Genomic DNA, 13125 nt, shown 5'->3' with positions numbered 1-13125 from the left:
CAAAAAGATGAAAAATATTAATATATATATCTATTTATTCACGCTCTTAGTGATACAGTGGAGCTGTACCACGAAAGATCTCGATACGATTCCTCAGGATAGGTACACCGATCAAAATTTTTGGACAACCCAAAAAAATGCTTTGGCAGCATTGAGCGGATGCTATAAGGTATTACAGAATCAAGGTCTATTCGATGGAGGACAAGCAACAGCTTTATTAGAAGAAACCGCTACTCCCAATGCATATAATTATACGAATCGGATGGGGTATGGCGTAATAGCACAAGGTACCCATACCAACTCAAATGCTGCAATTTTTAATGCAAGGTGGGTAGATAGTTATCGTGGAATAGGCCGATGCAATACACTATTGGATAATATTGACGGCATTCCGATGGATGATGGTCTCAAAACAAGAATGAAATCGGAAGCCAAATTTCTTAGGGCATTTTATTACTCCATGTTGACGACTTACTTTGGCTCAGTACCTCTTATCTTAGAAACGCCGAATACGGAGAAGCACGGTAAATTACCTAAGACAGCCAGAAATGAGGTAATAATACAAATCATAAAAGATTTGGATGAATCGGCTGCCGTCCTTCCTGCTAAATACACTGCAAACGATATCGGCCGTGCGACAAGAGGAGCAGCACTGGCACTAAAAGCACGTGTGTTACTTTTCGAAGCCAGTCCACTCAATAATTCGGGAGACGTAGAAAACCCGACAGGTGACGCCTTGAAGTGGAAAGCAGCTGCTGATGCTGCTAAGGCAGTGATCGACGGGGCATCCGAAGCAGGATACGATTTATTTCCGAACTATCGCAAACTGTTCATGCCAGAAAATGAGAATAGTGTTGAATGCATTTTTGACGTACAGTTTAAAGTGCCAGAACAGGGAAGTTCATTCGATGTTGAAAATCGTCAGTGGAATGACAATGCGCCACTACAGGATCTGATCAATGCTTATGAAATGAGGCCAGGCTTCACTTTCGATCCGACAAAACCTTATGCAAACCGTGATCCGAGGATGTATCAGACATTGGTGTTTCCTGGAGACACTTATATGGGATCTATCACCACGCATACATCTCCTTTTAAGAATACTGGGTACGGGGTGAAAAAATACAGCATTTATGATACCGAAGCAAACAGTAATATAATCAACGAAAATAGATCCGAGATTAATTATATGGTTATTCGCTATGCCGATATATTGTTGATGTATGCTGAATCCATGAATGAAACTTTGGCAAGCCCAGACGCTGACATTAATACGCTAACTATATATGGCGCGATCAACAAAGTAAGACAAAGAGCAGGACTCCTTCCGATAAGTGCTGGCCAAACAAAAAGTCAAATGAGAGAAATCATTCGGAAAGAAAGAAGAGTAGAGTTCGCGTGCGAAGGTACTTACTATAATGATATTCGACGTTGGAAAACAGCAGAGACTGTAATGAATGGGACGATATATAATAGTCAAGGGCAGCCTATTATAAATAGAACTTTTAATGCAAAGAAAGACTATTGGTGGCCGATCCCTTTGACACAAACAGACCTTAATCCTAATTTAAAATAAAAATACGATGAAATTGAGATTGTTAAAGATTAATTGTTTGGTGCTTTTATTATTGATTTTGAATGTCAGTTGCGTAAAGGACACCCCGTTTTATCCAGGAGATCGTAAACCATCGGTTGAAAAACCTGAAGAGGGAAATTATACGGCATTAACCCAAAAATTAATAAACACCAAAAAGATTATCTCTACTGTTGTAGGCGATACGACTTTCCAAGTATCTAATGGTGTAGATGCAACAGAAATCCGTTATACAAACATAGAAGGAAAAGCTATGCAGCTATTCATTTTAGCGATGGATCTAAAACAGAAAAATATAACCCTTAAAGTTGCGACACCATTTGATAAGACAGAGTTCACCAAACAAACAGTCTTGAATATGGCTAAAGTGGTTGATAAGCCGGGGAATATTGTATTGGGTGGTATCAATGGTGACTTTTATAATATTTCCACATTAGTACCTCGGGGCATCGTACACAAAGATGGAAAAATTATAAAAGATAATTTTAGCGATAACTCGGATGCTCCACAGCAAGCACTTAGTTTTTTTGGAATTTTGAACAATGGTAAGCCATTTATAGGTGATAAAAGTGAATATAACAGTAAGGCTGCCGAGCTCAAAGAAGCTCTAGGGGGAGGAATCATATTTTTGAAAAACAAGAATATCATTACACAGAGTTTTATAGGTGTTGACCCGCGTACAGCTTTAGGTTATACCGAAGATGATAAAGTATATTTTCTTGTAGCCGATGGGAGGAACCCCTCATATTCAAATGGACTTACCTATGCGGAACTTTCTATTATAATGAAAGCATTCGACGTAAAGGACGCTGTGAATTTAGATGGGGGAGGTTCATCGACATTCATGGTCAAAGATCCTATTTCCAAAAAGCTAGAAGTCAAGAACAAACCTTCTGACGGTTCCGAGAGAGAAGTTGCCAATTCGTGGTTAGTCATCTCCAACAACGAATAATCGAAAGAATATGAAATACCCATGTTTAGAAGACATAAACATCGACGAAAATAATCTGGGTATTCCATATGACAGATAAAAGATAAATTATTTATATATGAAATACTCATGTTTAGCGAAGCACAAACACCCATGAGTATTCCATATGACAGATAAAAAACAGATTATACACATATGAAAAGGATTATAATATTTTTCTTGGCCACAATTAATTTATTAAGTTGCAAAGAAAACAAAGAACCAAATTTATGGTCACCTCCTGAACCAGTGATTGTCAATATTCAACCAGACCGAGGGACAGACGAGACAATTGTAACCATTACCGGTCGGAAATTCAGCGGAACAATATCGAATAATCTCGTTAAAATAAATGGTGTACCAGCGACCGTAATAGAAGCTGCGGACAACCTTCTAAAAGTAATAGTTCCACCTAACAGCGGCTCTGGCCCTGTCACAGTGACCGTGAACAATTATGAAGGCATCGGTCCTAAATTTATTTATATGGAGAAAGTCTATGAATATATCGTCAGTACATTTGCGGGGAGCACAGTAGGATTGGCCAATGGTACGGGCAATAATGCCAAATTTCAGCATCCCACTTCGATTGCTATAGATGCATTTGACAATCTTATCGTATGCGATAGAACTAACCATACCATCCGTAAGATTACGCCTCAAGGTGTCGCCACGACAGTAGCAGGCAACGGTACGGCAGGTAGTGCAGAGGGTACACCTGGTCAATTCAATTTTCCATGGGACGTAACTATTGACGCTAATGGCAATATGCTGATCGCTGATAAAGACAGCCGGAAAATTAGAAAAGTAACTCCAGCAGGAGTGGTCAGTACTGTGGCAGGAGATGGAACAACAGGAAGTAAAGAAGGAACTCCTGGAAGTTTTAATAATCCTATGTACATCACTGCAGATGTTACAGGAACTATTTATGTCGCAGATAGGAACAATAACAAAATAAGAAAAATTACTCCAAATGGTATAGTAAGTACGCTTGTCGGAGATGGAAATACTACAATATTAAATCAACCTCAAGGTATCGCCCTAGACAAAAACGGTGATCTGATCGTGGTTGACCAGAAAAATTATAGAATAAAAAAGATAAGCCAAGCAGGTATAATTACTAACATCGCTGGTACCGGGACAAAAGGATACTCAGATGGCGAATTGGGTAATCCCCTAACAGCAGAGATAGGGGATGTATTCGGAATAGCTATCGATAAAAAAGGTAATATTTTATTTGCAGACGCCTCCAATGGAAGAATTAGAATGATTGTACCAAAAGAAGCAGGCGATTACACTAAAGCGGATGTAATTACAATTGCGGGAACAGGGACAGTAGGTAAAGCTGATGGATCAGGTACAACTGCAACATTTTATAATCCTTATGATGTTGCTGTGGATTCTAAAGGTAATATATATGTAGCTGACGCAAGCAATCATTTGATTCGAAAAATAATTTATAAATAATATATGTTTCGGTGCTGATAAGTCTGTTTTATAAAAACTTATCTTATCAGCACTTCTATAAGGTAAACAAAAAGGAAGTTCAATTAAATACTTAAATCTATTTTAATGAGACAATTACGTAATATCTTTATACTTTCATTTTCTATCATAAGCAGTATCACCTTCGCTCAGGTTCAAATAATACCCTACCCAAATGAAGTCATAACAAAAATAGGGGAGATCGATGTCAGCCGAGGGCTATATCCTAAAGGAAAATCAGATCATCTATCCTATATAAAAAAAATGCTAGAGACTGAATTTGCAATCCCAACAGACAGAGGCGTACCCATACAATTGCGAATCGCAGCCAATACAGATGGAAGCCCCGAAGCATATACATTGGATATCAAAAAGAATCAAATTGACATTCAAGCGTCTACCGAAACAGGTATTTTCTATGCTATACAAAGTTTAAAGCAGCTTTTGTTACATTCAAAGCAACTACCTCTGCTGACCATCAAGGACGCCCCAGCTTTCAAATGGAGATCTTTTATGCTAGACGATGCAAGGTACTTTCAGGGCAAGGAGACAGTCAAGAAGCTATTGGATGACATGGCCTTATTGAAAATGAACAGGTTTCATTGGCATCTAACGAATGATGCAGGATGGCGGATAGAAATAAAGTCTTTTCCGCTTTTGACAGAAATCGGATCGACGAGAGATAGTTCACAGATCAATGATAGTGGAAAAAAATGGAAAAGCACACGGACTGACCATAAAGTCCACCAAGGTTTTTATACGCAAGAAGACATCAAAGAGATTATTGCTTACGCATCCGAACGTCACATCATGATCATCCCAGAGGTCAGTATGCCTGGGCACATGTCCGCAGCTATAGCTAGTTATCCATTTTTAGGAACAAAAAAGAAAAAAATAAGCATCCCTTCATATTTCGGGGTAGTGACCGAAGTACTCGATGTTAGCAGTCTACAGGCTAAGGAATTTGTACATACAGTGCTCAAAGAAGTCGCCGAACTTTTTCCCTCAAACTTTATACATATCGGAGGAGATGAAGTCAAGTACGATCAGTGGAAAGCTTCTCCCGCTATACAGGAATACATGAAATCCAACAACATTGATACTTATTATGATCTACAAGTATATTTTACCAATGAAGTATCTAGGTTTGTCGACAACTCTCTGCACAAAAGAGTCATCGGATGGAATGAGATATTAGGTAGAAATGTTCACGAATGGGCACAAGAAAGCAATGCCAACACAACTCTTTCCAAGAATGCTATCATACAGTTTTGGAAAGGAAATGCAGAAGATCTGTTATTCGGAATTGACAAAGGTCACGAGATTATCAATTCAGACCATCGATATACATATCTTGATTATACTTATAAGCAGATCGATCTGGAAAAGGCATATAACTTTACTCCGGTTCCGTCAGGAATAAATGATGAACAGAAAAAGCAGATCATCGGTCTGGGGGCTCAGATGTGGGGCGAATGGACACCTACGGCTACCGAAATTGAATATCAGACCTACCCACGTATAGCTGCATACGCAGAGACAGGGTGGACGTCGATATCACATAAGAATTATGAAAGATTTCGAAACAATATCAACAACCTGACCAAGTATTGGATATCTAAAGGATATAAATTTCCGAGTGGTGAAGAATATTGATTTGTTGACGCTTTATTTTTTACTGACTACAATCTAGAGTTTGTAGTCAGTAAAAAATACTACAGCCTTGGATTATCGACTGAATTGCCGAAAGATTTGCTATGGAAAGATATCCTGCAGAAGAGAATAAATAGGTATTCCGAGTCCACAAGATTAATTCTGTGCGACCTATAGAGAATTCAAATGCTTATACTTTCACGCTTACTGTCGGTCGGTGTTTGACAGGGAAATTTACCGAATTTGCTATAAAGCAGTATTCATGTGCTTTTTTATGTAATTCAGCAGCAAGCGCAGTCATGTCCTGACTTTTTACTTTTACATGAGGATTTAGCGTCACTTCTATGAATCGCCCTTTTCCGTTTTCTTCTTCGACCATGATTCCCTCTGCGATATCGCTATACTCCAAGACAACAATACCATTTACAGCGCAAAAGTGTAAATACCACAACATATGGCATGAGGAAAGTGAGGATACAAGAAAATCCTCCGGATTGTGCTTTGTTGCATCACCTCTAAAAGCAGGGTCAGCAGAACCTTCTATTACAGGTTTGTTCTCGAGTATGATACGATGATCTCGCTCGTAACTCCTATAATTTTCCGTCCCTGAACCGATGTTTCCTGTCCATTCAATTTTTGATTGATATTTATGTTCTTTCACAGCAATGTCTTTTGAGGATGTACCTATTTATAGCAAAAATACAGAATCTAAACATGAGATATCCCCTCCAGTATTTATAGAATATTATCCGTTTTATTTACTCGTGTTATTATAAAAAATATTTAATGAAGTCTATGTAGGGGATAGCTCGTAAGACCTTACCATATTTATCGGTTAATCTGATACAGCACCCAATTTTCGCCATCTTCGAAGAACTCTTCCACAAACTCCATATTCAGTTTCTCAAAAACTCGTATAGAAGCCGTATTCTCCGTGCGCGCTCTTCCTAAGATTTGTTTCATACCCAGTCGAGCAAAGCCATCTTCCATTGCGGCGATAGCACTTTCGGTAGCGTAGCCTTTGCCCCAGTGCTTTTTGTAAAAACGATAGCCGATATCGTATTCATTGGGATCAGGATGATATTTCAGGCCACACCAGCCCAATATTTCACTGGTTTCTTTTAAGGTTACGATCATGCGTCCCACACCATACTCCACATATTGATTATAGCCCTCCAAAAACACTTCCGCTGCCGCTACGTTTTCAAACTGTACATCACCTGTATATTGTAGCACTTCTGGATCGTCATTCAATTCATACATGGCCTTACCATCTTCCTTTCGGAAGGGGCGAAGTGATAGTCTTTCTGTCTGTAGTTCTAATCGTGACAGCGTTAGCGCCTTGATACATTCCTCCCGAATCTTCCACAGTTCATCAAGGGAGTAAGGAATTCCATTTTCTCTGATCCAGCGATCGAGATAATCCCTATGATAAGAAACTTTGTAATCCGTGATCTGCTCGGGTTGTATTTCAATCTCTTCTAAGATCTCCAGCTCAAATTTGGTTTCGTTAATACCAATACCCGTAAAGTCCAAGAGGTAGTTATATGCTCGGAGGTAATTATGAGCTTCCGGGATGTAATTGAGTTTATATTTTTTAAGAATATCTTTTATGGCTGGTGTATTCTTAGCATTCATGGCGAATATACCAAGCATCAATTGAAGTTCTTCATTGCTGTTTTCATCCGCTATACGCTTCAATAAAGCATGCTTTGTGCTACAGGTGCCACATTGTTCATTGAAGAGGCATAGTGCATTATCTTTATCAATATTACGCCTATAATCTAGATTGCAAACCCATTCTGATACTTTTCTAAAGGAGGTAAAACCTTTATCAATTGCTACTTTAGAAATAGAACCTGATAATTCCGAGATTTCAAAGTCCACGGGTTTAAAGAATAATCTTCTTGAAAATAAATTAGTACGGCTGTTATCTAGAATAGGATTTCCTGACTTTCTATTCGTATAATAATCGATGGCTCGAATCATGTAGCGAGGATGAAAGTTTTCCCCGAAATTCTCATCTTCCCGACATACATCAAATATTTCTAGAGCGGTTCTGGTATTGTTGAAAAAGCCACTTATATATAATCCGTGAATAAAATCTCTCACCGTTTGCTCATCTGAAATTTCTAGGACGGTAGGCAACTCAACATGCTTTTCTTCTTCAACGAACACTATGGGTGTGCTTAAAGAGGAGATGGCATTTTGGATATCAATTTGAAACCTGTCTTTTTTCTTTTCTGCTTTTTCTTTAGTCACTACCATTTGATAGTCATCCACTGGCATATTTGGAGGTGTGATATCTTCAATGGGTACTAGAAACACCTTCATCAGGTGACAACTATCTTCGCTGTCGATCAGTGTAGTTTTTAGCGGATTTTCAGCATCACGGATAAAGAAATCATGCTTGCCCAACATAAAGGAAACCTCGTATGCAGATAGGCCAAGCTTTTTTCTCAACTGTTCCAATAGCAGTATCTTCTCAAACGAAAATGCAGGAAACGTAATAGTGTATTTAGATTTCTTATTGGCCATTTTTTCGGGGCATAATCCCAAAAGTAATACAAGATAGTTTAACGAAGTCAGTTCGCGTTATGTAACACCGACTATTTTTCTACAGAGGACACAAACTTCTTCCCGATGCTCTTAGCTGCTTTATCAATAGCTTTTTCCTGCTCATTCTCCATAAGCTGCAATACTTCGTTTCTGTAGTTCATCTCATCCAACAAGGAAATTATTGTTAATTTCTCTTGCTTGGTTTTTGCCAGATCTTTGTTCAGTATATTCTCTAAGAATTGTATCGTAAGCTCGTTAATCTCTTCCTTGTTTTTAATGGTCTTTTCACTTTTGTAAGCAGATTTGATGGAACCTATCATGAATACATTAGAGAGACTTTTAAAAATGTCCTCGACACTTTTATAGTTCGTGTTTTCCTTATAATCTTTTACCAAATCCATGCTAGACCTCCTCTAATGTTATCGTGACTCTATCTTTTTCTTGCTTTATCTCTAAGACCCTAAATTTTGAATTGGGTTTAAAAAGAATTTCCTTTTCGTTCTGACCACTATCTATCCCAAATTTAGCAATTTTTTCGATATCTTTTCCATGCTTTGATAAAATGATAAACAATGGACTTTGGCAGAAGGCTAATGCGATTGCCTTTGATTTACTGCATGATAGAAAGCTTTTCTCTGTTATTACCGTTTCATTAGCTAATGCATCCTGGTATTTTTGGATTCCCGATTTGTTTAACTTTACCGTTCGGTAGCATAGTAGTTTGTAGTCAGGGAGTTTCTTTAGAGTGTTGACGAGATGTACTCCTAGTTCGGGGATTTTCTTTCCGCTTCTTAGGTTGTCATTTACAGATTCATAGCCGTCTTCGGTGTATTTGTAAACTATTGCTTTCTCAAAATTGTCCAATTCATTGAGCATAGAAGCACGATGGGAATTGGTTACCTCTCGGAGTTCTTTTTCTAGATACTGTGTGACATATTTTTGAAGCTCGTCTTTCATCTTAGGTTAGTTGGGCAAAAGTAGCGTACTTTAAATCTTTGGTTAAGGTCTTTTGTATAAGGCCTCCTGCTCACTTTTTCTGATAAGGATTCCTTTGCGCACAGCAGATTCAATCACCGATGTAAAATCGCTGGAACTCCATGGTTTATTCGCCTTTGTCCCGCAATATTCAGCTATTTGTCTAGTAGTATGCCAATCATCAAAGAATGGATCATTTTCTTCCACTACTAATAGATGAAGAACTCCAGTCTGCGCCAGCTCTGTGGGTTCTATTTTAACAACAATCTTTTCCACCATCTTCTCCTCAAAATCAGCAGGAGGGTAGAAGTCTGCTACGGTATAGGATATATGATGCCCCAGCTCGAATGACTTTTCCGTAAAGGCAATTGCAAGTTTGTTGAGATGTTTGTCATTATATTTATTAGGCTTGTAATTACTTTCAATGACACCCAAGATATTACCGTCATCACTTAGGTCAAGTATTTTATGAATTTCTCTAGTTGTTAAGCCTAATGAAGTTCTAATAATCTTGACTTTATTAATGATGTGCAGTACAACAGAATTAATTAATACTGGTTTTTTCACAGCAGGAATCTCGTTTCTTTATTGTTTATATTTTGTAGATTAAATAATTTGTATTAGTGTAATTCTTTGTTTATATTTGTTTTGTGATTAGCGTAATTGCGTTGATTACGGCATTTGACTAAAAGAGTCTCGACAACAAATTCCGACAATTTGATTCAGAACGAGACGATGGGAGGATGCCTATGACGACTTTTGTGTATTTTTGTACAGCTATAGCGTCATGGGCCCTATCGTAAACCGTTTTTGGAGGGCGTCGGAACCCTGTTGTGCGGTTGATAGGAGCCCAGCTATGGTTCTTTCTTCCAGAGACTCATAACTATAAACTTGTTATGAGAAAACAACTACAAAAAAACATTATTTCGGCTCCCGAGTAGCTTGGGATGCTTAGTCATTTAGCATGACTTTTCTATTTCTTGCGGTGTGCATTATAAACCGATTATATTACTTGAACTCTAATTTGGCACATCCCTGATCTTCAGTTAATTATTTTATTAAACCGTGTGGCCTGATCAAGGATTAGGTACGGTAGGATATTGACCGGTCTATTTTTCCGGTGCCTCCTTCATTAGGTCACACTAATGAACTCGAAACCTCGCGTAGCGAGTTCTTCAAGTCCATTGAAAAACAATTTAAAATCTTGAAAAATGAAACATTTTTTTAGGGATGGAAGAGGTATGGCCGTTAGCCAGAGCCGTGTCCGACTACTGGCGGATGACAAAGACCTTTTTAGTAGCCCAATAGAACCAAATGAAGGCAGATTATCTACGATGAGCCCTTCGGGGTTGCTTCACTTCGTTCGCAACGACGAGTGGGAGGGAACGCATACTTGGGGAATACTTAGGCGATACACTAAACGTGCTTCGGCTGGGGTAGCAGGTTGGTTCGGTATGGCTTCGGGACCGAGTCGTACCATGGTGCACACTTGTTCGACTGTTGTTCGAGTGTTGTTCGGGTGCTGTTCGAGTGCGACTCGAAGCTCACTCGAAGCGGAGTCGAAGGACAGTCGAAGAGCACTCGAAGAGTTGTCGAAGGCGAGTCGAACAGCTTCCGAAGGAGTGTCGAAGCGGAGGGTGCCCGAACTAAGGTTGAACTAGCCTTAACACAGGCTATAACTAGGGTTGAACTAGGAATGAACTACCAAACAACTAAGGATGAACTAAGGCCGAACCTAGAAACAACTAGGAATGAACTAACGACAAAGCGTAGCTATAGTAGGGATACCCCACTTGTTATTCAGTCATTATGTAATCCCTTAAACCTACATAAGACCTACATAAACCCTACATTATAGCTACATAACAGATGGATTATCAGTTCATGTTTGACACAGGAACGAACTGCTGGAAGGGAGAGAGATTGCTTCGGTGCCGTACCTTTCCGATATCCGGAGCATGCACCTACCAATGACGAAGAGGAAGGTGGTTTGTCGGATAGACTGCTTTTCTCGCTTGGACGATATCGCAGTGACGAGGAGGTGATGGGAGAACGGAAGGTTCCTTTTGTTTTAGGTGGTTTTAAGGGTTGCTGTGGGGTTCAAACGGCAAAAGATGTGTATCTGGGTGTAAAAAGAAAAACAGATCGGCAAATCGCTTTAAAACAAGTCAATCCTTTTGCAAAGTTTTTAGATATCTCTATTCCTCCGCCAACTAGCGGATACAATCGATATGACGGGAGGGGAAATCGAGGTGACGTACGAAGTGTGTGGTGTATGCAATTGGCCAGAGGCTATCAGCTATTAGCTTTAATGATATTCTGTGTGTTGTTTAGTTCGCTTGTGGTTACACAGGCGGTCGCTCAGGAGCAGCCGGGATCAGTACTTGTTGGGGAAGTACGCTCGGCTGCCGATGGGCAGATCATCGAAGGGGCGACGGTCGCTGGTGGTAAAAAGACAGTTCGTACCGATGCAAAAGGCATGTTTAGTATCGCTGTAGATAAACCTCAGGGGGCATTAATAATTAAATATATAGGTTATAAAGAGCAAAGTGTTGCTTATGATAATACAACTACTTTTTTAAGTATACAGCTGCAGGTCGGCAGCAGGGAAATAACCGAAGTCGAGGTGGTCTCGACGGGGTATCAGCATATCAGCCCCGAACGCTTTGTAGGCGCTGCCTCCAAATTGGACAGTACCGCATTTCATAATCAGGCCGGAAAGGGAATCATTGAAAGATTAAAAGCGAATGTAACCGGGGTACTGTTTACTTACGAATCAGTAAAAGATCCTTCTATCCGTGGACTAAGTACGCTTTATAGCGCAGCTAATAACCCATTGATAGTCGTAGACAATTTCCCGATGGATGAGCGTTTTGATATCAACAGCATCAATCCGAACGATGTCTTGGACATCTCGGTCTTGAAAGATGCTGCGGCTTCGATCTGGGGCGCGCGTTCCGGCAATGGAGTGATTGTTATCACAACCAAGAAAGGAAAATACAATGAAAAGCTTAATTTTTCGGCGAGCTCCAATATCGGTATTACCGAAAAGCCGGATCTGTATGCGTATGATCGTATCGAGATCACTGATTTCATTGATGTCGAACGTTTTTTGTTTGATAAACAACACTATACCGCAGCGTTGAATAATACAACGACACGGCCTGTTGTTTCTCCTGTCGTAGAGCTACTAAACCGTCTAAAACTGAAACAGATCGATCAAGCTACTGCGGATGCGCAGATCGATGCTCTGAAAAGTAATGATATCCGTAGGGACATTTACCGCTATGTCTACCGAAGTGCTGTACAGCAGCAGCACCACCTGGGGATGAGTGGCGGATCGGCCAACGCGAATTATGCGCTTTCCTTTGGTTATAATGCCAACAGCCCCTTTTTAGCTCTAAATAGTAATTTTACGATCTTACCGTTCGAAGCAGTAATTGTCGAGTTATGTACGACTGGATTATCCCAGTTAGCCAGCACGACTTCTCCTAATGCTGTAGGTTCTTCAGGTGCCGAATAGAAAATAGGCATTCCTTCCGCATCAACTTCAAAATCTCCTTCCTCAAAGCAGATACCACATAGAGTCTGTCTTTGTAACGGACAGGTTATGCTATTGGTTGCCGAGGCATAATCTGTTGGATTAGTTGCTTGAGCATCCGTCGGATTATCCGCACCCGTATACTCAAAACAGGTCTGCGCCAGATTGACTTCGCCTTTTCTCAATACGGTAAAAGAGCTTACTACCAATGCTAAAAATACGACCGCTAAAGCTGTTCCTAAGCTTGCGAATCTCTTGGTGGATCTGGCTTCCACTTGTTCCATGTTCTGATCTTGATTTTTCATGATCTTGTCTGTTAAATTGTTTAAAAAATTGATTGTTTTTTGGATT

The 13125-nt window shown here is 39.7% G+C and carries 11 protein-coding genes; 6 read left to right on the top strand and 5 right to left on the bottom strand.

All coding sequences use genetic code 11. The features are described from left to right. Positions 1 to 7 precede the first annotated feature (7 nt). The 4 genes from JKG61_RS10810 to JKG61_RS10795 all read left to right on the top strand — a co-directional run bounded on the left by JKG61_RS10810 (position 8) and on the right by JKG61_RS10795 (position 5702). Positions 8 to 1576 (top strand): RagB/SusD family nutrient uptake outer membrane protein, encoded by a 1569-nt coding sequence (locus tag JKG61_RS10810; protein WP_202102994.1) that lies wholly within the window; start codon positions 8 to 10, stop codon positions 1574 to 1576. A 7-nt stretch (positions 1577 to 1583) separates the two neighbouring features. Beyond that, a complete protein-coding gene (locus JKG61_RS10805) occupies positions 1584 to 2546 on the top strand; it encodes a phosphodiester glycosidase family protein (RefSeq protein WP_202102993.1) in 963 nt (320 codons plus the stop codon). A 174-nt stretch (positions 2547 to 2720) separates the two neighbouring features. Then, on the top strand, positions 2721 to 4028 hold the full coding sequence (locus JKG61_RS10800) for an IPT/TIG domain-containing protein (protein WP_202102992.1): 1308 nt from the start codon (positions 2721 to 2723) through the stop codon (positions 4026 to 4028). Between the two features lie 105 nt (positions 4029 to 4133). Continuing rightward, positions 4134 to 5702, top strand: coding sequence for a beta-N-acetylhexosaminidase (locus JKG61_RS10795; protein ID WP_202102991.1), 1569 nt, complete (start codon positions 4134 to 4136; stop codon positions 5700 to 5702). Between the two features lie 187 nt (positions 5703 to 5889). Here JKG61_RS10795 and JKG61_RS10790 read toward each other — a convergent pair whose 3' ends face one another. The 5 genes from JKG61_RS10790 to JKG61_RS10770 all read right to left on the bottom strand — a co-directional run bounded on the left by JKG61_RS10790 (position 5890) and on the right by JKG61_RS10770 (position 9800). Next, the gene (locus JKG61_RS10790; protein WP_202102990.1) at positions 5890 to 6360 is read right to left on the bottom strand and encodes an OsmC family protein; all 471 of its coding nucleotides are present in this window, start codon (positions 6358 to 6360) and stop codon (positions 5890 to 5892) included. A gap of 167 nt (positions 6361 to 6527) precedes the next feature. Beyond that, positions 6528 to 8237, bottom strand: coding sequence for a GNAT family N-acetyltransferase (locus tag JKG61_RS10785; RefSeq protein ID WP_202102989.1), 1710 nt, complete (start codon positions 8235 to 8237; stop codon positions 6528 to 6530). A 71-nt stretch (positions 8238 to 8308) separates the two neighbouring features. Continuing rightward, a complete protein-coding gene (locus tag JKG61_RS10780) occupies positions 8309 to 8659 on the bottom strand; it encodes a hypothetical protein (protein ID WP_202102988.1) in 351 nt (116 codons plus the stop codon). A 1-nt stretch (position 8660) separates the two neighbouring features. Further along, positions 8661 to 9215 carry an ADP-ribosyltransferase gene (locus JKG61_RS10775; RefSeq protein ID WP_202102987.1) on the bottom strand — a complete coding sequence of 185 codons (555 nt, stop codon included), beginning with the start codon at positions 9213 to 9215 and terminating at the stop codon, positions 8661 to 8663. A 42-nt stretch (positions 9216 to 9257) separates the two neighbouring features. After that, positions 9258 to 9800, bottom strand: coding sequence for a hypothetical protein (locus JKG61_RS10770; RefSeq protein ID WP_202102986.1), 543 nt, complete (start codon positions 9798 to 9800; stop codon positions 9258 to 9260). A gap of 644 nt (positions 9801 to 10444) precedes the next feature. Here JKG61_RS10770 and JKG61_RS10765 point away from each other — a divergent pair. Together JKG61_RS10765 and JKG61_RS10760 are read left to right on the top strand one after the other, a co-directional pair. Continuing rightward, positions 10445 to 10894, top strand: a complete 450-nt coding sequence (locus JKG61_RS10765; RefSeq protein WP_202102985.1) for a hypothetical protein — start codon at positions 10445 to 10447, stop codon at positions 10892 to 10894. 227 nt (positions 10895 to 11121) lie between these two features. Then, complete coding sequence (locus tag JKG61_RS10760) at positions 11122 to 12756, top strand: TonB-dependent receptor plug domain-containing protein (RefSeq protein WP_202102984.1); 1635 nt, start codon at positions 11122 to 11124, stop codon at positions 12754 to 12756. Positions 12757 to 13125: the final 369 nt, after the last annotated feature.

This window comes from Sphingobacterium faecale (genome assembly GCF_016746095.1).
Taxonomy (GTDB): domain Bacteria; phylum Bacteroidota; class Bacteroidia; order Sphingobacteriales; family Sphingobacteriaceae; genus Sphingobacterium; species Sphingobacterium faecale.
This window is presented reverse-complemented; position numbering and strand designations above follow the sequence as displayed.